Genomic DNA, 21677 nt, shown 5'->3' with positions numbered 1-21677 from the left:
CGTGCCGCCCGGTGAGTGCAGTACAGACAATGCAGCGTGAGGCAGTCCAGTTCGTGAACGACTAGACCAGCCGGTGTCCGCCCGTCGGCGCGCAGGACGGTGTGTCGGTGTTAACGGTGACAGTGACGAAGGCGGGGCGCGGTAGGGCGATGGCCGCCGCCGCGATGACGTGGGTCCGAGCGGCCGGCAGGCGGCGTACCAGCGCTGCTGCGACGGCCGTGACAAGTGTCGAGCCGAGTGCGCCGCCGAACAGCGCGGTCACACTCGACTCGATCGCGGACCGTCCGGCCCCGATGTCGTACTCCTTGATCAGCTGGTAGCCGACGGCAACAACTGCTTCACCAGCGGACTGTGGTGCTGGGTTCCGTTGCGGCTCTGGTGGTCAGGGCCGGGTCGTTGGCTGCGCAGCGGGTGCCTCGGGCGGGCACAGTCAGGTTGAGGAAGTAGTTGTCGGCTGCCGCGCGGGTGCAGGCGGTCCGGTGGTAGACGACGTGACCGGTGCCTTCATAGGTGACCAGTACTGCGTTGCGCAGCTGGCGCCTGGCGTTGACGGCCCAGGAGTAGCCGGTGGCGACGTCGTGCAGGCCGTTCAGCATGAGGATGGTCGGCGTGCCCTTCACCTTCAGCGTGTGCTGCGGGTTGTTGACCTTGCCCGGCCAGCCGATGCACTGAGTCATCGACTGCAGCGCCAGCACGGAGGCACGCATCCGCGGGGCGACCTTCACGCTGGCCCGGTAGAGAGCATCCAGCTCGCTGAAGCCGTGGATCGGCAGGGACCAGTCCTGGCAGAAGTGCGGCCGCACGTCCTCCACCAACTCGGCAGCTGCCGCACTGCGCTTCGCAGCCGGTACTGCGGGCTGCCGCGCTGCGGTGAGCTCCGCGCGCACGGTGCGCACGGCGGCTGACGGCGTACCGGTGTGCAGGGAGCTGAGGTAGGCGCCGAGTTGGACCCAGCGCGGGCGGCTGGAGAAGAACTGGGTGAGGTCGAGCAGGTACCAGTTGCTGACCTTGCTGCCGTCGGCCGGGTCGACCAGGGTGCCGGCGTCCGCCTTCGCCAGCAGGTCGGTGTACACCTTGGAGACGTCCTGGCCGCGCAGTGCGCAGTTGGTGCTCTTGCCGCACCAGTCGACGAACTGCTGGAACGCGTCCTCGGCGAAGCGGCTCTCGCTGAGCAGGAAGCGCCAGGTGCCGAGGCTGTGGTCCATGTTGCCGTCGTTGACCATCGAGCGGATCCGGTGCGGGAAGAGCTCGGCGTACATCTGGCCCATCAGGGTCCCGTACGACGCGCCGTACCAGTTGAGCTGCTCGGCCCCGAGCGCGGCACGGACCGCGTCGACGTCGCGGGCGACCGAGACGGTGTCGACGTGGTCGTACAGCGGCCCGGTCTGCTGGCGGCAGTCGGCGGCCAGTTGGCGGTTGAACTTCACCAGTGCGTCGTACTGCGCCCTGGTCCGCGGCAGGATCGTCTCGCCGGGCTGGGCGAAGGCGTCGGCGGTGCAGACCACCGGGTGGCTGCGGGCGACGCCACGCGGGTCGAAGCCGATGATGTCGAAGTTGCGGAGGATCTCCGGGCTGAAGCGGGCGTCCGCAGCCAGCGCCATGCTGACCCCGGAGCCGCCGGGACCGCCGGGGTTGATGAACAGCGGGCCCTTGGAGGCGGCGGGGTCGTCGGCCGGGCGCTTGGCCACTGCCAGCTCGAACGTCGCTCCGCCGGGCTTGCTCCAGTCCACCGGCAGGGTGATCTTGCCGCAGGACATCGTCGGCACCTCAGCGCACAGAGTCCAGGTGATCGACCTGACCTGCGTAGCGGCCACCGTTTCAGTAGCGGCCGCCGTCTCAGTAGTGGAGGCGGCTGCGGGTGAGGTGAGGCCGGCGAGCAGCAGCAGACCGGCCCCGGCCGCGGTAAGCCTGCGCAGACCTGCCCGTGGGGTCGGCTGTCGTTCGGTGGTCCGGCTCGGCATGGCGGTCCTTCCGTCGGATGGGTCCTGACGGTGCGGAACCTACCGCGCACAGAGGGCGAGCGGCATGCCAATTGCAGCTAGTTGCAGTGGGGTCCACTGCAACCAGCCGGAGTTTTAGTGGCCCTCGATCTTCAGGCGCTCGAAGGAGGCGGTGATCTCGGCCTCGGCGTCCGCGCGGCCGACCCAGGTCGCGCCCTCGACGGACTTGCCCGGCTCGAGGTCCTTGTAGACCTCGAAGAAGTGCTGGATCTCCAGCCGGTCGAACTCCGGCACGTGATGAATGTCGCGCAGGTGCTCCTGCCGCGGGTCACCGGCGGGGACGCAGAGGACCTTGTCGTCCGGTCCCTTCTCGTCGGTCATCCGGAACATGCCGATCGCCCGGGCCCGGATCAGGCAGCCCGGGAAGGTCGGCTCCGGCAGCAGGACCAGAGCGTCCAGGGGGTCGCCGTCCTGACCCAGGGTGTCCTCGATGAACCCGTAGTCGGACGGGTACTGAGTGGACGTGAACAGGGTGCGGTCGAGCCGCAGCCTGTTCGTCTTGTGGTCCAGCTCGTACTTGTTACGGGTGCCCTTGGGAATCTCGATGAAGACGTCGAACTCCATACGGCAGATACTGTCACGGTTCGGACCGATGAAATGACAGGAGCAGCCAGGTGGCCCGTCCTCCCCGTGCGGTCTTCGTCACGCTGCTGACCGCCGGCGTACTGGCCGGACTGGTCAGCAGTGCGCAGGCAGCACCTACTTCTTCCCGGTCAGCCGCCGGTCCTACGGCAGCACCCGCAGTGCTGGAGCCGGCCAAGCCGGAGGGAGTCGCGCCGACCGCCGCCGGAGTACAGAAGGCCCTGGTCGCTGCTCTGAGCGACCCGTCGCTCGGCAAGCACTTCGGTGCCTACGTCTACGACGCCTCACGCGGGAAACCGGTGTTCTCGACCGGTACTGCGAAGGCCTTCGTGCCCGCGTCGACCATGAAGCTGCTGACCACCGTGTCGGTGCTGGAGACGCTCGGCCCCGAGCACAGGTTCGCCACGAAGGTGGTGCGGTCCGGCAACTCGATCATCCTGGTCGGCGGTGGCGACCCACTGCTCGTTGCCAAGCAATCGAGCGACCCGGCGGGCTTCCCGACCCGGGCCTCCCTGCAGGACCTGGCGGCCCGTACTGCGAAGGCGCTGCGAGCCGAGGGCGTGTCGAGCGTCACGCTCGGATACGACGCGACCCTGTTCACCGGACCGGCCGCGAACGCCAAGTGGGAGCCGAAGTACCTCACCGAGGGGATCGCTGCCCGGACCTCGGCGCTCTGGATCAACGGGGGCCGCATTGCTCCCGGCATGGCCAAGCGGGCGGACTCACCGGCGCAAGCGGCCGCGACTGCCTTTGCTGCTCAGCTGAAGGCTGTGGGGATCACTGCGACCGGGATCAAGCCGGTGGCTGCGGTGGCTGGCGCGACGGCCATCGCCCAGGTCCAGTCGCCGTCACTGGGCGACCTGGTCGAGTACGTGAACCTGCACAGCGACAACGACGGTGCGGAGGTGCTCCTGCGCCACGTGGGGCTGGCGACCAAGAACGGCGGCTCGTACGCCGGTGGCCTCGCCGGGATGCGCACGACCCTCACCAAGCTGGGGCTGGACGTCAGTAAGGCGCGATTCGAGGACGGCAGCGGACTGTCTCGCACCAACCTGGTGCCGCTCGACGTACTGGCCGGGGCTGTCCGGGTGGCGGCCGAACCCGACAGGCCCAAGCTGCGGCACCTGCTGACCGGGCTGCCCGTCGCAGGGTTCAACGGAAGCCTGGAGCAGCGCTTCGCCGGACCGGGGACCGCTACCGGGACCGGGATGGTCCGTGCCAAGACAGGCACCCTCACCAGTGTGCACTCGCTCTCCGGCTACGTGCGGACCAAGGCGGGGACGCTCCTGGTCTTCGCTGTGGCCACTGACAGCTCCCCGCCCGCCAAGGCGCTTGATGCCCGCGCAGCCCTGGACCGAGCCGCTGCAGGCCTCGCCGCATGCGGCTGCTGATGCTGTCGACCGGGCGCATGTTGGAACATGCCATTAGGGTCGATGTATGAGTACGGCGGAAGGTAACACTGCGGCTGACATGGTCGACTGGCAGCTGGCGACAGGTGTGGCTCGGAAGCTCCTGCGGCCTGGTCCGGCGGTCAGCCGGGCTGAGGCGAACCGGGTGGTTGCCGAGCTGAGGCAGTTCGCTGCTGACTCGGAGCACCACGTGCGGGAGTTCACGGGGCTGCAGGCGACGTCGGCCACTGCTCCAGTGGTGATCGTGGACCGGCCCGGCTGGGTGCAGGCGAACGCTGACGGCTTCCGGACCGTGCTGAAGCCACTGGCGGACAAGCTGCGCGAGAAGCAGGAGCGGACCGGCGGGCTGTCGTCCGCTGTCGGCTCCCGGGTCACGGCGATCGAGGCCGGCGCCCTGTTGGCCTTCCTCTCCTCCCGGGTGCTCGGGCAGTTCGACCCCTTCTACCCGTCGGTGCCCGACCCGACCCGACCTGACCTCACCGGGCGGCTGTTGCTGGTGGCGCCGAACGTCATGCACGTGGAGTCCGAGCTGGGCGTAGTACCGCGGGACTTCCGGTTGTGGGTCTGCCTGCACGAGGAGACCCACCGGGTGCAGTTCACCGCCGTACCGTGGCTGCGGGATCACCTGCGGTCGGAGATCGCGTTGTTCCTCGACCATGCGGAGCTGGACGCGTCGGCGTACGCCGCGATGTTCCGTGAGGCGGTGCAGCGGCTCGGGCGGTCGGTGAAGGGCGAGGCCGAGCTGAGCCTGGTCGACCTGATGCAGTCGCCGGAGCAGCGCGCGGTACTGGATCGGCTGACCGCGGTGATGTCGCTGCTGGAAGGGCACGCGGACTTCGTGATGGACGGCGTCGGGCCGAGTGTGATCCCGACGGTCGAGACGATCCGGTCCAAGTTCACGTCGCGCCGGACCAGCGGCAACCCGGTCGACCAGTTGCTGAAGCGGCTGCTCGGGTTGGACGCAAAGCTGAAGCAGTACCAGGACGGCGCGGCCTTCGTCCGCCGAGTGGTGGACCGCGTCGGCATGGAGGGCTTCAACCGCGTCTGGACCGGCCCGAACACGCTCCCGACCAAGCATGAGATCGCCAACCCCGATGCCTGGATCACCAGACTCCACGGCTGAAACAACAGCCTCTGTACTGCGGGGGCGGCTTCATCCCGCCGTTGCCAGGGTGCGGGAGGCAACGCGGGCTGCCCTTGATGACTTGCCGCGGGGGACCACTGTGCTGGTGGCCTGCTCCGGGGGCGCGGACAGTCTGGCGTTGGCAGCGGCTGTTGCGTTCGAGGCGCCGAAGCTGGGGCTGACGGCTGGCGCTGTGGTGGTGGATCACGGGCTTCAAGCAGGCTCCGAGAAGACTGCGGAGGCGGCGGCTGAGCAGTGCCGGGGGCTGGGGCTCGACCCGGTGCAGGTGCGGACAGTAGAGGTCGGGAGCGAGGGCGGCCCCGAGGGAGCCGCCAGGACAGCCCGGTACGACGCCCTGCGGGATGCGGCTGACCAGCTGGGTGCGGATGTCGTCCTGCTGGCCCACACCCGTGACGACCAGGCAGAGACCGTCCTGCTCGGGCTGGCCCGTGGCTCGGGCGCACGCTCGCTGGCAGGCATGGCTCCGACCGCAGGACTGCTCCGACGCCCGTTGCTGGACGTTCCCCGCAGTACGACGGTTTCTGCCTGCATCGCATCGGGTCTGCGCCCGTGGCACGACCCGCACAACGTCGACCCGAAGTACAGGCGGGTCCGGGTGCGGCACGAAGTACTGCCGGTGCTGGAAGAGGCACTGGGCCCGGGCGTGACCGAAGCCCTCGCCCGTACTGCGGGGCTGTTGCGCGCCGACGCGGACGCCCTCGACGTACTGGCTGCTGACCTGGCAGAGACCGCAGTACGGCATGCCGAGGGGGAGGTGGTCTGCGACGTGGGAGCCCTGGAGGAGGAGTCGGCTGCCCTCCGCACGCGGGTAGTGCGGCAGGCGGCTCTGGAAGCCGGTTGCCGGGCCAACGACCTCACCGCCGGACACGTCGCGGCCGTCGACGCCCTCGTCACCGACTGGCGCGGACAACGCTGGATCGACCTCCCTCAAGGAGTTCGAGCGTCCCGCCGAGGCGGATTCCTGTTCTTGCGTAGTGATGTGACAGGCTGAGCTCGTGGATGCGGCGGACATCGAGAAGGACCTGGCCCAGATTCACTTCACCGAGGAGCAGATCCAGGCGAAGCTGAGGGAGCTGGCCGGACGGATCGAGCAGGACTACGAGGGCAAGGACCTGCTGCTGGTCGGCGTCCTGCGCGGCGCCGTGATGGTGATGGCCGACCTGGCCCGCTCGTTCAGCCGGCACGTCGAGATGGACTGGATGGCGGTCTCCTCCTACGGCTCGGGCACGAAGTCTTCCGGTGTGGTCCGGATCCAGAAGGACCTGGACACCGACATCACCAACCGGCACGTGCTGATCGTCGAGGACATCATCGACACCGGGCTGACGCTGACCTGGCTGGTCAGCAACCTGCAGTCCCGCAAACCCGCCTCGGTCGAGATCTGCACCGCGTTCCGCAAGCCGGACGCGGCCAAGATGGCGGTCCCGGTGAAGTACGTCGGGCTGGAGCTGCCGGACGAGTTCGTGGTCGGCTACGGCCTGGACTACGCGGAGAAGTACCGCAATCTGCGCTGTGTGGCGACGCTCGCCCCGCACGTCTATTCCTGACGTCGCAGCGGCTGCCCGGGCCCCGACTTGGGGTCAGGCTGTAGACAGGGTCGTACCGTGGTTCGGTGACCCTCGTGGTGGGCAGGCTTGCCCGGCACGAGACACTTGGACTGGTATTACCGTCACAAGGCCGTTATCCCGGGCCTGCTGAGCTAGGAGGGACGGGGCGCCAGCCCTGATCATGGACGTGAAGCGCTTCTTCCGCGGACCTATTTTCTGGATCCTCATGGCCTTCGTGGGCGTGCTGGTGATCGGACAGCTCCTGACCGGCTCGACCGGGTACAAGACCGAGCCCACCGGCAAGGTGGTGCAGCTGATCGCGCAGGCCACCTCGTCGAACGAGAAGTCGATCAAGGCGGTCACGCTGATCGACCCCGACCAGGAGATCCGGGTCGAGAAGACCGACGGGACCAAGGTCCGGGCGCACTGGGTCGACGGCCAGGCCAACGCGCTGGGCGGTGACCTGCAGAAGCTGTTCCAGGACGGCAAGATCGAGAAGTACGACGTGGAGAACCCCAAGCCGAGCTTCATCGGCCAGGTCTTCTCGACGCTGATCCCGTTCCTGCTGATCGCCGTCGTCTTCATCTTCTTGATGAACTCGATGCAGGGCGGCGGCTCGCGGGTGATGAGTTTCGCCAAGTCGAAGGCCAAGCTGGTCACCAAGGACACCCCGAAGACCACCTTCGCGGACGTGGCCGGGGCCGACGAGGCGATCGAGGAACTCGGCGAGATCAAGGAGTTCCTGCAGGAGCCGGGCAAGTTCCAGGCGGTCGGGGCGAAGATCCCCAAGGGCGTCCTGCTCTACGGCCAGCCCGGTACCGGTAAGACGCTGCTGGCCCGCGCGGTCGCCGGTGAGGCCGGCGTGCCGTTCTACTCGATCTCCGGTTCGGACTTCGTCGAGATGTTCGTCGGTGTCGGTGCCTCCCGGGTCCGCGACCTGTTCGAGCAGGCCAAGACCAACGCGCCCGCGATCATCTTCATCGACGAGATCGACGCCGTCGGCCGGCACCGTGGCGCGGGGCTCGGCGGTGGCCACGACGAGCGCGAGCAGACGCTGAACCAGCTGCTGGTCGAGATGGACGGCTTCGACGTCCGCGGCGGCGTGATCCTGATCGCCGCGACCAACCGTCCCGACGTGCTCGACCCCGCCCTGCTGCGGCCGGGCCGCTTCGACCGGCAGATCCCGGTCGACGCGCCGGACCTGCCGGGCCGCGACAAGATCCTGAAGGTGCACGCCCGGGGCAAGCCGATGGCCGAGGACGTCGACCTGACCGCGGTGGCCCGCCGGACGCCGGGCTTCACCGGTGCCGACCTGGCCAACGTGCTGAACGAGGCGGCCCTGCTGACCGCCCGGCTGAACAAGAGCCAGATCGACAAGCACGCCCTCGACGAGGCGATCGACCGCGTGATCGCCGGCCCGCAGCGCCGGACCCGGCTGATGTCGGACAAGGAGAAGGTGCTGACCGCGTACCACGAGGGCGGGCACGCCCTGGTCGCCGCGGCCCTGCCGCACTCCGACCCGGTGCACAAGGTGACGATCCTGCCGCGTGGTCGCGCGCTGGGCTACACGATGGTGCTGCCGGACGAGGACAAGTACTCGACCACCCGCTCGGAGATGCTCGACAAGCTGGCCTACATGCTCGGTGGCCGGGCCGCCGAGGAGATGGTGTTCCACGACCCGACCACGGGTGCCAGCAACGACATCGAGAAGGCGACCGCACTGGCCCGCGCGATGGTCACGCAGTACGGGATGACCGAGCGGCTGGGTGCGATCAAGTTCGGCCAGGACTCCGGTGAGCCGTTCCTGGGCCGCGACCTGGGCAGCCAGCGCAACTACTCCGAGGAGATCGCCGCGGCGGTCGACGAGGAGGTCGGCAAGCTGATCCTGAACGCGCACCAGGAGGCCTTCGACATCCTGGCCGAGAACCGCGCGGTGCTGGACCACCTGGTCGAGGAACTGCTGGAGAAGGAGACCCTGGACAAGGGCGAGATCGCCCGCATCTTCACGCCGATCCAGAAGCGTGAGCTGCGGCCGGCCTGGACCGGGTCCTCGACCCGGGTGCCGTCCCAGCAGCCGCCGGTGAAGCCGTTGCCCAGCCGCGGTGAGCAGAACGGCTCGCTGTCCGACGTGATCCCCGGTGGGTCGGTCGGTCCGGACGAGGCCGCCAAGGGCCCGAACTACGGCGGCGGCCCCACCCCGCCCGCCGAGTGAGCACGGACCACCTGTGACCTCGCCGAAGTTCGATCACGCCCGGGCCGAAGCCGCGGTCCGGGAGCTGCTGATCGCGATCGGCGAGGACCCTGATCGTGAAGGTCTGAAGGACACCCCTGCCCGGGTCGCGCGCTCGTACGCCGAGATCGCGGCCGGGCTGGGGCAGACCGCCGAGGACGTCCTCACCACCACGTTCGAGCTCAGCCACGACGAGCTGATCCTGGTGAAGGACATCGAGGTCTGGTCGATGTGTGTTCCCAGTCGGCAGACGGTGAACGCGGTCGGTGGACGGAAGAAGGCTCTCGAGGTCCGTGTCGGCGATCGTTTGTGGACTCTGGTCAACGGCAAGGCTGAGCAGACCGAGGTCACCGGGATCCAGACGCACCAGACTCGTGACCTGGTAGAGGTGGTCACAGAGCGCGGCACCTTCCAGGTGACGCCAGACCATCCACTGGCAACACCTGAGGGCTGGTCCGAGGCACGGGACCTGCGCGGCCGGTACGTCGAATGGACCCCGGCGCGCAAGCTCTGCAGAACCAGGCCGGAGCTGACTTTCGGCTACGAGTTCGGTTATCTGATCGGTACCGTCTGCTCAGACGGAACGGTTGGCGGCAACCAAGTTTCGGTGGTCGTCAATGACCAGGAGTTTGCGAAGAAGTTCGCCCGGAGCGTCGAGGTCGCCACGGGGCTGATCCCGAGAGTCGAGCCAGTGAGTCGGCCCTCGGGGTTCACCGGCAAGGACACGCCGGGTTTCCGGGTGCGGGTGGTGTCGTCCTATCTCGCTGACCTGCTCCGGCAGTACGTCGGTGGGGACGCGAATCATCTGCGGCAGAGATTCCCTCGGGTGGTGCTCCGGGACCTGGCGACGTTCGAGGGTTTCGTCGATGGCTATGTCGACGGCGACGGCTGCCGGATCAAGCCGACGGCCCGGACCATCGTCTCCCACAACGCCCCGTTCCTTGAGGACCTCGCAGTCGTCATCGGAGCGCGCTTCACTCCCAAGACCGGCCGTGAGTCCGCCCTCTATGTCGCCGACAGCTGGTACCGGAAGCACGGCTTCGCTGCCGAAGACCATCGGACCGATCTGATCGAGTCGGAGTGGGTGAAGGTTCTTGACGTCCGCCCCGTAGCTGCGGTGGGTAAGAAGCCCTACACGGTGTACAGCTTCACATGTTCGCCCCATCCGACCTTCCTGATCAACGGGCACTTGTCGCACAACTGTGAGCATCATCTGGTCCCGTTCACCGGGGTGGCCCACGTCGGCTACATCCCGGGCACCGACGGCCGGATCACCGGGCTGTCGAAGCTGGCCCGGTTGGTCGACGTCTACGCCAAGCGCCCGCAGGTGCAGGAGCGGCTCACCACCCAGGTCGCCGAGTCCCTGGTCGAGTTGCTGAAACCGCGCGGCGTGATCGTGGTGATCGAGTGCGAGCACCTGTGCATGACGATGCGCGGCGTCCGGAAACCGGGCGCGAAGACGATCACTTCGGCCGTTCGCGGCCAGCTCCGCAACCCGGTCACCCGGGCCGAGGCGATGAGCCTGATCGTCGGCTGACCTGCGGGTCTTCCACTCTTTCCCGGTCCGCCGTAGCCCCGGCGGGCCCGCGCTCGTTGAACTTCCGAAGCTGTTGCCCATGGACATTCCGTGTCCGAACGCCTACGGTCCGTAGTGGCGTTCTGCCTCGAATGCAGGGCGCCGGCGTGAGGAGGAAAAGCATGTCAGGGCGTTTTCGGGTCGGCGCCGCACTCACCGGGGTCGTCGTTCTGACGGCTGCCGGACTGATCGCGGCGAACGGCGCCCAGGCGGACGGCGAGGTCGCAACCGCCAAGCTGCCCGCGGCCGACCAGCAGCTGCTGCAAGTCCAGGGCCAGGCACAAGCGCTCGAGGACAAGCTCGGCTCCCGGGCCGTCGGCAGCTATCTCGACGACGCCGGATCCCTCGTGGTCTCGGTGTCCGACCAAGCGACGGCCGACGTCGTCCGGGAAGCCGGCGCGATCCCCAGGCTGGTCCGCTACACCCTCGAGCAGTTGCTCGCGGTCAAGTCGCAGCTCGACGACATCGCCACCAGTTCGAGCGCCGGCCGGGTCAGATCCTGGTACGTCGACCCGATCAGCGGCACCGTCGTCGTCACCGCGCCGAGCGGCACCAAGGACCCGTTCACCCAGCGGTTCCTGCGCAAGGCGCTGGCCAACGGCGACAAGGTGACGCTGCGCCGGTCGCGGGGCACCGTCACCACCACCGACGAGGCCTTCGGGCTGCTCGGCGGCTACCAGGTCGACAAGAACACCGGCTACACCTGCTCACTGGGCTTCAACGCCCAGACCAGCGACGGCGGCCGGATCTTCCTCACCGCCGGGCACTGTACGGCGGGCAAGCCGTCCTTCTCCCGCAACGGCTACATCATCGGCAACACCCGCAGCTCCAGCTTCCCCGGCAACGACTTCGGCACGGTCAGCGTGATCGAGGGCTGGGACCAGCAGGGCCGGGTCGAGCGCTGGGGTGCCTCCGACGTGATGATCCGCGGCGCGGCCGACGCGATGGTCGGGGCGGAGCTGTGCAAGTCCGGCAAGACCACCGGCTGGACCTGCGGCAAGATCGTGGCCCGCAACGTGACCGTGAACTACGGCAACAACAGAGTCGTGCGCGGTCTCTTCCAGCACACCGCCTGTGTCGAGTCCGGTGACTCCGGCGGAGCCAACATGACCGGGGACTACGCGCAGGGAATCACCAGCGGCGCGGCCCTGATCAGTGGCCAGTGCCTGGACAAGCACGGACAGGCGAACGAGTCGTACTCGCAACCGATCGGTGAGGCGCTGTCCGCTAGCGGCGCCTCGCTGGTACTGGGTTAGGGGGTGTCGCCCGCTCTCCTGCGTGCTGCGGGGCACTCGGCACGGCACCTCGCCGCACTGGAGCAAAAGCCACGATGGAAGAGCATCGAGGCTTCCACTCCAGCACGCCGAGCTACCGCACCGAGCACCTGCTCGCGACTGCAGGAGAGCGGGCGACACCCCCAGCGGCTCCGGGCGGGAGCCCGGAGCCGATGGGGGCCCGGTACCTAGGTGGGGCAGTTCAGGCGCGGCCACTACGGTGGTCGGGTGCGAACTGCCCCACCGAATCATGTCGAAGGCCTGCCCGGACCGGATCGCTGTCTGGTGATGGGGGTCGTCAACGTGACCCCGGACTCCTTCTCCGACGGCGGTGAGTGGTTCGAGCCGTCGGCCGCGATCAAGCACGGCCGCGAGTTGCTGGCCGAAGGCGCCGACCTGCTCGACGTCGGCGGTGAGTCGACCCGGCCGGGCGCGGCCCGGCCGGCGCCAGCCGAGGAGATCCGCCGGGTCCTGCCGGTGATCGAGACGCTGGCCGCCGAGGGCGCGCTGATCTCGATCGACACGATGCGCGCCGATGTGGCCGCTCTCGCGCTGGACGCCGGTGCGGTGATGGTCAACGACGTGTCCGGCGGCCTGGCCGACCCGGAGATGCTCGGGCTGGTGGCCGACCGCGGTACGCCGTACGTGTGTATGCACTGGCGGGGGCATTCCGCGGACATGCAGCAGCGGGCGCAGTACGAGGATGTGGTGGCCGAGGTGATCGCCGAACTGGCCGCGCGGCTGGAGGCGATCAGCGCCGCGGGGGTGGACCTGAATCGCGTCGTGCTCGACCCGGGGCTGGGGTTCGCGAAGAACGCCGACCACAACTGGGAGGTGCTGCGCCGGCTGCGGGAGTTCGCGGTACTGGGAAGGCCGTTGCTGATCGGTGCCTCGCGGAAGGCGTTCCTGGGTAGGCTGCTCGCCGACGAGGAGTCCGGCGAGCCGAGACCGGCCGTACGACGAGACGACGCCAGCGCTGCCGTTTCCGCCCTCGCCGCCGCGACCGGCGCCTGGTGTGTCCGGGCCCATGCGGTGGCACCGAGTGCGGACGCGGTACGGGTTGCGCGCCGGTGGGGAGCGGTATGACCGAAGAGCCGGGCGGAACGCGACGGGGGACGGGCGCGTCGGCCGAGACCGTGGTGCTGAACGCGAACACGGCGTTCTACAACGCGTTCGAGGCGGGCGACCTGGACCTGATGGCGGCGGTCTGGCTGCCGGAACCCGATCCGGTCTGCATCCATCCGGGCAACGCGGCGATCTACGGGTACGCCGAGATGATGCGGGCGTGGGCGATGATCTTCGCCAACACGCCGTACATCCAGTTCTTCCTGACCGACGTGCAGGTAAGAGTCGATGAAGACGTGGCCTACGTCACGTGTACGGAGAATGTCCTGTCGTCGGGTGAGGGCGCCCCGGAGGAGGGATTCGCCGGGGGCAAGGCGCTGGCCACCAACGTCTTCCGCAAGACGACTTCCGGCTGGCGGTTGTGGATCCACCACGCCTCCCCGGTACTGTCGTCTGGGGGTCGACCGGAGGAGGCAGAGTGAGCGGTCCCGGACTGTCCCCTGAGCTACGGCCTCCGGACGTGATCGAGATCCGTGGCATCCGGGGATTCGGGCGGCACGGCGTGTTCGAGCACGAGCGGACCGACGGGCAGGAGTTCGTCGTGGACGTGCGGCTCGAGCTGGACACCCGTCCGGCGGCGGCCTCCGACCAGCTGGCCGACACCGTGAACTACGGGCTGGTGGCCGAGCAGGTGCACGCGGCCATCGAGAGCGACCCGGTGGACCTGATTGAGACACTGGCACAACGGATCGCGGACCTGTGCCTCGCCGACCGGCGGGTGACCGGAGCCGCGGTGACCATCCACAAACCCTCGGCGCCGATCACGGTGCCTTTCGACGACGTTGTCCTGACCGTGCAGCGCAGAGCCGGAGAATCCTCGTGACCGAGACCCCAAGTCCCCACGTCATCGACGCGGACACCCTCAGTGGTGGCCTCAAGCCGATCCGGCAGGTGATTCTGTCGCTCGGCAGTAATCTCGGCGACCGCGAAGCCAACCTGCAAGGTGGCGTCGACGCGTTGCGGGACACCCCCGATGTGGTCGTCGTGGACGTCTCGCCGATCTACGAGACCGAGCCGGTCGGCGGCCCGGACGAGTCCGGGCCGTACCTGAACATCGTGCTGCTCGCCGACACCACCCTGTCGGTCGACACGTTGCTGGACCGCGCGCACGCGGTCGAGCAGGCGTTCGGCCGGGAGCGCAGCGTGCCGGGGGCGCCGCGGACGCTCGACGTCGACCTGATCACCTACGGCAAGAAGACGATCGAGTCCGAGGAGCTGACGGTGCCGCACCCGCGGGCGCACGAGCGCGCCTTCGTGCTGGCGCCCTGGCTGGACATCGAGCCCGACGCGGTCCTGCCCGGGGTCGGCCCGGTCGCGGAGCTGCTCGCCAAGGTCGGTACCGAGGGCGTGAAGCGGCTCGACGAGCTCACCATCGAGCTGCAGTAGTGGTGTCAGGCGGGACCGGTCCGGGCCGGGCACCAGGGGCCGGCAAGGAGCCGCCGCGCCCCGGGTCGGTCCGGCCGACCTCACGACGGCTGCTGGCCGCGATCGTCGTCCTCGGGGCGGCGATCGGCTGGACCATGGTCAAGGCGATCGAGTCCGGCGGCGGCGTCGCGCCGATGGTCTCCTGGCTCACCCTGGTCGCCTGGGGCTTCCTGGCCGCGCTGCTGTTCGCCGCGGCCCGCAACACCCACCAGCGGGTGCAGATCCGGCGCGAGCGGATCGAGCCGTCCCGCGCGGTGTTCCTGCTGCTGATCGGAAAGGCCAGCGCGTTCGTCGGCGCGTTGTGCACCGGCGTTTACGCAGGGTTCGCGTTATCCTTCCTGGGCGCGGTCGGTTCCACCGGACCGCGGAACCGTGTGATCAACGCCGGTGCTGCGGCGCTGATCTCTGTGCTGGTCGTCACGGCCGGATTGCTGCTCGAACGGGCGTGTCGTATCCCCGATGACCCCGAAGAGACCCCCTAACATGTCGGTCCATGGGGTCAAGGGGTAGCCGCCGTCGAACCAGGGCCACTGTTCTCGTGGTCGCCAACGTGCTGCTCGTCCTGATCTGCCTGGCCGTGAGTGTCTCGCTGTTCTCCCAGAACCAGTGGATCCTGCGCGCCGCCGCGGTGGCCGCGGTCGCCGTCGCGATCGGCTCCTCGGCCCTGACCCGTCACCAGCTCCTGATCGAGCGCCTGAAGCACAGTGACGAACGCGCCCAGGTGGCCCAGGAGTACTCCCGCATCACCAGCGCCCGGGTGGTCGAGAACGCCGAGTTCGTCGACCTGATGCAGCGCCGCCTGGACAAGATCGACCAGCGCCTGGACAAGATCGACGAGGAAGTGGCCACCGTCGTCGCCGCCGGTGACAAGCACTCCCAGGCCGACGCCCCCACCGTCGTGGACCTCAAACTCCGGGGCCTGGCCGCTTCCTGACCCCGTACTCCGGCCACGCTGGTCCTTACTCGGCGTGGTTGGGAGGCAGATGATGTCGTACGGCGCGGCGTTACCCGATCCAGGACGGGCCGAAGACCTCGACGGGCTGGTCGAACAGCTCCGGGCCCTGAAGGTGTGGGCCGGCGATCCGTCGTACGAGACCATCGCCCTGGGCGTGAACGACCAGTGGCGGGCGGTCGGTGAGCAGACCCGGCGGACGACGGTCGCGGACTGTTTCCGGTCCGGCCGGCGGCGGATCAACAGCGAACTCGTCCTGGCCATCGTCCGGGTGCTGCATCCCGACGAGGGCTATGTCAGCCAGTGGCGCCAGGCTCTGCGGGTCGTCACCGGCGAGATCCAGGCGGCGGCGCAGGTCAGGGTCCAGGCTGCTCTGCCGGAGCGGCTTGCTGACTTCAGTGGTCGTAAAGCCGAGTTGGACCAGCTGGTCACGGCGTTGGCCGTCGGGGGAACGACTGCTGTCGTGGTCGGGATGCCTGGGATCGGCAAGACCCAGCTCGCGGTCCAGAGCGGGCACGTGCTGGCTGGGGACGAGCCGTTCGAGCAGGTCCTGTTCGTGAACCTGCGGGGGTTCCATCCGGACAGGTCCCAGCCGCCGGCCGATCCCGCGGCTGTTCTCGACGGGTTCTTGCGGCTGTTGGGCGTGCCTGGGAGCCGGGTGCCGCACAGCATCGAGGCCAGGGTCGCTCTGTATCGCGAGCGGCTCGCAGGTGTCCGCGCCTTGGTGGTGCTGGACAACGCCGCTTCGGAAGAGCAGGTCCTGCCCTTGCTGCCGGAGTCCACCACAGCGGTCACCCTGGTCACCAGCCGCAGGAGCCTGGACGCTGTGGAATCCACGGTCCGTATCACCGTCGACGGGTTCACCGCCGCAGAGGCCACCGGCTTCCTGCTGCAGGCCGCACCGGCTGTGCCGGCCGGCGCGGACCCGGAGGCTCCAGGACGCATCGCGCTGCGCTGCGGGTACCTGCCGCTGGCACTGGGTCTGGTCGCCGGTTACATCCGCACCAAGCCGGGCTGGACCCTTACCGACCACGCGGACCGGCTCGACGAACGCCGTCGGGACCGGCGGCTGGAGGACGATGTCGAGTCGGCCCTGGACCTGTCGTACCGGGACCTTCCCGACGAGTATCGTCGGCTCCTGCGACTCACTGCCCAGCATCCCGGCCAGGACTTCGACCAGTACGGCGTCGCCGCGCTCTGCGATCTCGAATTGCCTCAGGCCCAGGAGCAGTTGCGCCGGTTGCACCGAGATCATCTGCTCCAGCTGAGCGGCCACGGCCAGTACACCTTCCACGACCTGGTGCGCTCTTATGCGAGCCTGCGCGCGCTGGACGAGGATGCGCCGCCGGTCCGCCGAGCGGCGCTCACCCGCCTCTTCGACTACTACCTCGCAACCTGTGCGGTAGCGATGGACACCCTCTACCCCTCGCAGGTGTACCGCCGGCCAGAGGTCCCGCCATCCCGTACGCCGGTACCGGAGCTGATCGAGTCCGGCACGGCAAGGGAGTGGTTGGACACCGAGCGGCCGAACTTGATCGCCGTGGTCGGCCACGCCGCGGCCAACGACTGGCCGGCCCACGCGATCACGCTGTCCAGAGTCGTACTGCGGTATCTCGACGGCACCCACGCCGGTGACGCGATGACCGTCCACAGTCATGCGCTCCGTGCTGCCGAGTCGGCCGGTGATGAGACGGGCCAGGCCCACGCCCTCAACTCCCTTGCCATCACCGAGATGACCTTGGGGATCTACGAGCCTGCCGTCGAACACCTGAAACGGGCCTGCGTCCTGTTCGAGCGAGTCGGCGAGCACGCCGGCCGGGCCCGGGCGCTGACCAACCTGGGCAGCGTCGAGGAACGGCTCGGTCGGTACGAGTCGGCTGCTGACCACTTGAACCAGGCTCTGCAGCTGTATCGCGGCGACATCTCCGACCTCATCGGCGAAGCGGGTGTACGGATCAGCCTCGGCGACATCGCGCAGCGACTGGGCCATCTGGATGCCGCGGCCGAGCACCTCGCGCAGGGGCTCGCCCTGTACCAGCAGGCAGGCGATCCGGTGGGGCAGGCGCACGCCTTGAACAGCCTGGCTCCCGTCGAGCAGAAGCTGGGTCAGACCGAGTCGGCAGTCGAGCATCTGGAGCTCGCCCTGGTGCTGTGCCGGCAGGCCGGTCACCGGGGAGGCGAAGCGGGCACCCTCGACAACCTGGCCGTGCTCTTCACCAGTCTCGGCCGGGCAACGGAAGCCGTGACGCACCACGAGGAGGCACTCCTCATCTGCCGTGAGGTAGGCGACCGCGGCGGCGAGACCTGGGCCCTGAACGGCCTGGGCGAGGCGGTACTGCTCGCCGGCCGACCAGCCGAAGCCATCACCCACCACACCGCCGCCAACGCACTGGCCACCGAGCTAGGCGTCCCTGACCAGCAAGCCCGAGCCCACGCCGGCCTAGGTCACGCCCACACCGCGCTGAACGACCCGGCCGCAGCCCAACACCACTACCAGATGGCCTACACCCTCTACACGACCCTCAACCGCCCGGAAGCCAACGACCTCCGAAGTCACCTGACCGTCGGCTGACCGGCGGCGTACGGGCTATTTGTCGATGTCGCCGACGACGAAGAACATGCTGCCGAGGATGGCGATCATGTCGGCGACGATGGTGTTGGGGAGCATCTCGGGCAGGACCGAGATGTTGTTGAAGCTGGCGGAGCGGAGTTTCAGGCGCCAGGGAGTTTTGTCGCCGCGGGAGACGAGGTAGTAGCCGTTGATGCCCAGCGGGTTCTCGGTCCAGGTGTAGGTCTGGCCCTCGGGGACCTTGAGGATCTTGGGGAGGCGGACGTTGACCGGGCCGGCCGGGAGTGTGCGCAGGTGGCTCAGGCAGGCGTCGACCAGGTCGAGGGAGACCTTCACCTGCTCCAGCAGGACGGAGAAGCGGGCGAAGCAGTCGCCGTCGGTGCGGGTGACGACGCGCAGTACGCCGTCGCGGGCCAGTTGCTCGTAGGCCAGGTACGGCTCGTCCCGGCGCAGGTCGGCGTCGACGCCGGAGGCTCGGGCGATCGGGCCGGAGACGCCGTACGCCGCGATCAGTTCCGGCGAGAGCTTGCCGACCCCGACGGTCCGGGCCCGGAAGATCTCGTTGCCCAGGACAAGGTTCTCGATATCCGGCAGCCGTCGCCGGACCGCGGTCGAGGCGGCACCGGCCCGGTCCAGCCAGCCGTACGGGAGGTCTTCCTTCAGGCCGCCGACCCGGTTGAACATGTAGTGCATCCGGCCGCCGGACAGCTCCTCCATCACCGCCTGGATCGTCTCGCGCTCGCGGAACGCATAGAAGACCGGCGTGATCGCGCCGAGCTCGAGCGGGTAGGAGCCGAGGAACATCAAATGGTTCAGGATCCGGTTCAGCTCGGTCAGCAGGGTGCGCAGCCAGACCGCCCGGACCGGCACCTCCAGGCCCATCATCCGCTCGACGGCGAGCACCACGCCGAGCTCGTTGGAGAACGCGGACAGCCAGTCGTGCCGGTTGGCCAGCACGATGATCTGCCGGTAGTCGCGCACCTCGAACAGCTTCTCCGCGCCCCGGTGCATGTAGCCGACGATCGGCTCGCAACCGACGATCCGCTCACCGTCGAGGGTCAGCCGCAGCCGCAGTACGCCGTGTGTCGCGGGGTGCTGTGGACCGATGTTGAGCACCATGTCGGTGGTGGGCAGCTCGGACCCCGCGACCGTCCCACCCCGCTCGAACGCCGGGTCGAACCCAGCCGCGCCCGCCCCGATACCCACCACTCGTTCCACACTCATAACCCCTATCGTGACAGGCTGGTGTCGTGGACGACCTCTTTGCTCCTGCCGATGTCAGCTGGACGCCGGTTTCGCCGAAGCTGGCGACCGTGCGCAGGCTGAACGCCGCCATCACGTTCGGCCTGCTGGCGATCGCCGGGCTGCTGCTGCTGGGGCTGCTGCTGAACTGGCTGTACGGCGTCCTGTTCCTGCTGCTCGCCGGGCTCGGCTTCGCCTGGTCGTGGGTCCTGATCGGGCGCAACCAGCAGTCCTGGAAGTACGCCGAGCGCGAGGACGAGCTGCTCGTCAGCCACGGCATCATGTTCCGCCAGCTGGTGGTGGTGCCGTACGGGCGGATGCAGTTCGTGGATGTGGCCGCCGGGCCGCTGGAGCGGTCGTTCGGGCTGGCGACGGTCGAGCTGCACACGGCGACGCCGGCCACCGATGCGAAGATCCCCGGCCTGCACCCCGACGAGGCGGCCAGGCTCCGGGACCGCCTGTCGGCTCTCGGCCAGGCGCAGGCGTGGGGCCTGTGACCGAGCCATCAGCGCCCTTCGAGGCGTCCCCACCCCAGCCCCACCCGCAACCACAGCCGCCGTCCCAACCGGGGCAACCACAGCCGCCGTCGTACCAACCGCCGCCGCCGATCCAGGAGCCGGTGACCGGGGCCCGGCTGCACCCGCTGACGCCGTTCGTGAAGGGCTGGGGGTACTTCGTCGTCGCGGCGTTCGCGATGGCCAACAACGAGGGGCTGCGGAGCAACCTCAAGATCGCCGGGATCGGCCTGCTCGGCGTACTGCTCGGCGGGATCCTGCTCGGCGCGCTGTCCTGGTGGTTCACCAAGTGGCAGCTGACCGAGGACGCGATCCGGGTCGACAGCGGCTTCCTGTTCCGCCGGACCAGGATCATCCGGTTCGACCGGATCCAGGCGATCGACGTGGCCCAGCCGTTCGTGGCCCGGCTGTTCGGCATGGCCGAGCTGCGGATGGACGTCGCCGGTGGCGGCAAGAGCGACGGCAGGCTGAGCTACTTCACGTACGACGAAGCGCAGAGACTGCGGGCCACCCTGCTCTTCAGGGCCAAGGGCGAGCATGCCCTCCAGCACCAGCCGTCGTCGGAGGTGGAGCCCGAGCCGCTGCTGGTCGTCCCGACCACCCGGTTGCTCGGTGCAACGTTGTTGTCCTCGACAGTGCTCGGTAGTGCGGCAGGCCTGATCTGGCTGATCGTCGCCACCACAGTGCTGGAGTTCCACGTCGGTCTGTTCGCGGGTCTGCCGCTGCTGCTCGGTGTTGTGCAGCCCATCTGGAAGCAGGTCGTTGGCAACCACGGCTTCACCCTGTCGGAGACGCACGAAGGGCTGCGGACCAAGCGCGGGCTGTTCGACGTGCAGCGGCAGACGGTGCCGCCGGGTCGTGTGCAGGGCCTGCTGATCACCGAGCCGTTGATCTGGCGGCTGCTGGGCTGGTCCCGGGTGGACCTGGACATCGCGGGCGTGGCCGGTTCCAAGGCCGATGGTGAGGACGAGAACGAGGGAGCCCAACTGCTTCCGGTCGGTGAGCGCCAGGAGGTGGCGGGAGTGCTCGCGAGAGTGCTGCCCGGCTTCGATCTGTCCGCCATCGAGATGCACCAGGCACCAGAGCGAGTGAAGTGGCTGCGGCCGGTCGGTTGGCGCTACCTGGCCTACGGCGTCGACAGCCAGGTGCTGGTGACCACCCGCGGCTGGGTGAGCCGCCGTACGTCGATCGTGCTCCACCACAAGACCCAGTCGGTCCGCCTGCAGCAGGGACCGATCCAGCGCCGCCTAGGCGTGGCCAACGTCCACGTAGACACCCCGCAGGGTCCGACCGACGCCATCGCCCTCCACCGCGACCAGGTAGAGGCCGCAGCGCTGGTAGAGGCTCAAGCCGACAGAGCACGCGAGGCACGCCGTACTGCGGACTCGGTGCCGGCCCAGACCCACCCGAACCCTCCGAGCCCCGACGGGTTCAGCAGCTCGGCCGCCTCTCCTGCAGACGACAGCTCGGCCAAGTAGCGCAGCGGCTCCGCTCTAGCCAGCTCCTGGCTAGGGCGCTCGGCCGAGATACCCAGTGCCCGCAGCGCGTCCCGCTGCGTCGTGAGCTGACCAGAGACGGCAGCAGCCAGTGAATCCAGCGCCACGTGCGCGGTGACGTCGCAGGAGCCGTCCAACGCCACCTCACACTCCCTGCCACCCCTGAACCCGGTCAGAGTCCCGTACGGCGGCCTGCCGGCTCGCAGGTGCCCGTAGTCGATCGCAACCGCCAGACCGGCCGACAGGCGAGCGACGACGTCCGCCCACGCCTGGTCGCGGGCCAGCCCGATCTCCGCCCGATCGCCCGGCTCCGCCAGCGGCCACCAACTCTCGAGCCAAGCAAGGTCGTTGCCCTCGACAACTTCGCCGAGGGTCTGGTCGGCCAGCACGTACCGGGGGTGACCGAGCGGGTCGAGCTCGACCACGTCGCAGGGGATGTTGTCGAGCCACTCGTTGGCGATCACCAGCCCGTTGAGTTCGACCGGCAACTCGTCGTCCAGCTCGATGTCGGTGACGTCCAGCCCGAGCGGGCGCAGTACGCGGCCCAGCTCTCCTTCACCGGCAGCGATGTCGGTGACGTGGGTGAACCCG

The 21677-nt window shown here is 68.8% G+C and carries 19 protein-coding genes and 3 pseudogenes; 17 read left to right on the top strand and 5 right to left on the bottom strand.

Annotated features, from left to right (window positions below; translation table 11 throughout):
- Positions 1-61: 61 nt before the first annotated feature.
- The 3 genes from ACQPYM_RS38490 to ACQPYM_RS38480 all read right to left on the bottom strand — a co-directional run bounded on the left by ACQPYM_RS38490 (position 62) and on the right by ACQPYM_RS38480 (position 2564).
- The gene (locus ACQPYM_RS38490) at positions 62-262 is read right to left on the bottom strand and encodes a hypothetical protein (protein ID WP_433011099.1); all 201 of its coding nucleotides are present in this window, start codon (positions 260-262) and stop codon (positions 62-64) included.
- A gap of 76 nt (positions 263-338) precedes the next feature.
- A complete protein-coding gene (locus ACQPYM_RS38485) occupies positions 339-1961 on the bottom strand; it encodes an alpha/beta hydrolase (RefSeq protein WP_433011096.1) in 1623 nt (540 codons plus the stop codon).
- A gap of 114 nt (positions 1962-2075) precedes the next feature.
- Positions 2076-2564 (bottom strand): inorganic diphosphatase, encoded by a 489-nt coding sequence (locus tag ACQPYM_RS38480; RefSeq protein ID WP_360279115.1) that lies wholly within the window; start codon positions 2562-2564, stop codon positions 2076-2078.
- Between the two features lie 50 nt (positions 2565-2614).
- Here ACQPYM_RS38480 and dacB point away from each other — a divergent pair, with 50 nt between their 5' ends.
- The 15 genes and pseudogenes from dacB to ACQPYM_RS38405 all read left to right on the top strand — a co-directional run bounded on the left by dacB (position 2615) and on the right by ACQPYM_RS38405 (position 17836).
- A complete protein-coding gene (dacB, locus tag ACQPYM_RS38475; RefSeq protein WP_433011092.1) occupies positions 2615-3973 on the top strand; it encodes a D-alanyl-D-alanine carboxypeptidase/D-alanyl-D-alanine endopeptidase in 1359 nt (452 codons plus the stop codon).
- Positions 3974-4019: 46 nt separating this feature from the next.
- The gene (locus ACQPYM_RS38470) at positions 4020-5114 is read left to right on the top strand and encodes a zinc-dependent metalloprotease (protein ID WP_433011089.1); all 1095 of its coding nucleotides are present in this window, start codon (positions 4020-4022) and stop codon (positions 5112-5114) included.
- Positions 5086-6126 (top strand): tRNA lysidine(34) synthetase TilS, encoded by a 1041-nt coding sequence (gene tilS / locus ACQPYM_RS38465; RefSeq protein ID WP_433011086.1) that lies wholly within the window; start codon positions 5086-5088, stop codon positions 6124-6126. Before ACQPYM_RS38470 ends, tilS begins: the two co-directional genes overlap by 29 nt.
- A gap of 4 nt (positions 6127-6130) precedes the next feature.
- The gene (gene hpt, locus ACQPYM_RS38460; protein WP_360279103.1) at positions 6131-6682 is read left to right on the top strand and encodes a hypoxanthine phosphoribosyltransferase; all 552 of its coding nucleotides are present in this window, start codon (positions 6131-6133) and stop codon (positions 6680-6682) included.
- 181 nt (positions 6683-6863) lie between these two features.
- A complete protein-coding gene (gene ftsH / locus ACQPYM_RS38455; protein ID WP_433011081.1) occupies positions 6864-8894 on the top strand; it encodes an ATP-dependent zinc metalloprotease FtsH in 2031 nt (676 codons plus the stop codon).
- Positions 8821-9087, top strand: a pseudogene (locus ACQPYM_RS38450) (GTP cyclohydrolase I); the annotation flags it as partial. The gene ftsH and the pseudogene ACQPYM_RS38450, both read left to right, overlap by 74 nt.
- A 1014-nt stretch (positions 9088-10101) precedes the next feature.
- Positions 10102-10449 (top strand): annotated as a pseudogene (folE, locus tag ACQPYM_RS38445) (GTP cyclohydrolase I); the annotation flags it as partial.
- A gap of 161 nt (positions 10450-10610) precedes the next feature.
- Complete coding sequence (locus tag ACQPYM_RS38440; RefSeq protein WP_433011078.1) at positions 10611-11744, top strand: S1 family peptidase; 1134 nt, start codon at positions 10611-10613, stop codon at positions 11742-11744.
- A 306-nt stretch (positions 11745-12050) separates the two neighbouring features.
- Positions 12051-12848 (top strand): dihydropteroate synthase, encoded by a 798-nt coding sequence (gene folP, locus ACQPYM_RS38435; RefSeq protein ID WP_433023476.1) that lies wholly within the window; start codon positions 12051-12053, stop codon positions 12846-12848.
- Positions 12845-13309, top strand: a complete 465-nt coding sequence (locus ACQPYM_RS38430; protein ID WP_360279092.1) for a nuclear transport factor 2 family protein — start codon at positions 12845-12847, stop codon at positions 13307-13309. The genes folP and ACQPYM_RS38430 overlap by 4 nt, the downstream gene beginning before the upstream one ends.
- The gene (gene folB, locus ACQPYM_RS38425; protein WP_433011075.1) at positions 13306-13710 is read left to right on the top strand and encodes a dihydroneopterin aldolase; all 405 of its coding nucleotides are present in this window, start codon (positions 13306-13308) and stop codon (positions 13708-13710) included. The genes ACQPYM_RS38430 and folB overlap by 4 nt, the downstream gene beginning before the upstream one ends.
- Entirely contained in the window at positions 13707-14273 is a 567-nt protein-coding gene (gene folK / locus ACQPYM_RS38420) for a 2-amino-4-hydroxy-6-hydroxymethyldihydropteridine diphosphokinase (protein WP_433011072.1), read from the top strand. The genes folB and folK overlap by 4 nt, the downstream gene beginning before the upstream one ends.
- Positions 14274-14275: 2 nt before the next feature.
- Complete coding sequence (locus ACQPYM_RS38415) at positions 14276-14794, top strand: DUF3180 domain-containing protein (protein ID WP_433011069.1); 519 nt, start codon at positions 14276-14278, stop codon at positions 14792-14794.
- Positions 14795-14850: 56 nt separating this feature from the next.
- Positions 14851-15246: a hypothetical protein gene (locus ACQPYM_RS38410; protein WP_433011066.1), complete on the top strand. Its 396-nt coding sequence runs from the start codon at positions 14851-14853 to the stop codon at positions 15244-15246.
- A gap of 49 nt (positions 15247-15295) precedes the next feature.
- Positions 15296-17836 (top strand): tetratricopeptide repeat protein, encoded by a 2541-nt coding sequence (locus ACQPYM_RS38405; RefSeq protein WP_433011063.1) that lies wholly within the window; start codon positions 15296-15298, stop codon positions 17834-17836.
- Positions 17837-17851: 15 nt separating this feature from the next.
- Here ACQPYM_RS38405 and ACQPYM_RS38400 read toward each other — a convergent pair whose 3' ends face one another.
- A complete protein-coding gene (locus tag ACQPYM_RS38400; protein ID WP_433011060.1) occupies positions 17852-19057 on the bottom strand; it encodes an NADH-quinone oxidoreductase subunit D in 1206 nt (401 codons plus the stop codon).
- Between the two features lie 26 nt (positions 19058-19083).
- On the opposite strand from ACQPYM_RS38400, the gene ACQPYM_RS38395 reads away from it, so the two are divergent.
- Positions 19084-19572 carry a PH domain-containing protein gene (locus ACQPYM_RS38395; protein ID WP_433011057.1) on the top strand — a complete coding sequence of 163 codons (489 nt, stop codon included), beginning with the start codon at positions 19084-19086 and terminating at the stop codon, positions 19570-19572.
- Positions 19569-21068: a PH domain-containing protein gene (locus ACQPYM_RS38390; RefSeq protein ID WP_433011054.1), complete on the top strand. Its 1500-nt coding sequence runs from the start codon at positions 19569-19571 to the stop codon at positions 21066-21068. The genes ACQPYM_RS38395 and ACQPYM_RS38390 overlap by 4 nt, the downstream gene beginning before the upstream one ends.
- Positions 21069-21214: 146 nt before the next feature.
- On the opposite strand, the pseudogene ACQPYM_RS38385 reads toward ACQPYM_RS38390, so the two are convergent.
- A pseudogene (locus tag ACQPYM_RS38385) lies at positions 21215-21511 on the bottom strand (SAM-dependent methyltransferase); the annotation flags it as partial.
- Positions 21512-21677 lie beyond the last annotated feature (166 nt).

It is taken from the genome of Kribbella sp. CA-294648 (assembly GCF_050943845.1).
Classification (GTDB): Bacteria; Actinomycetota; Actinomycetes; order Propionibacteriales; family Kribbellaceae; genus Kribbella.
Note: the sequence above shows the minus strand (reverse complement) of the source record. Positions and strands in the feature narration are given on the sequence as shown.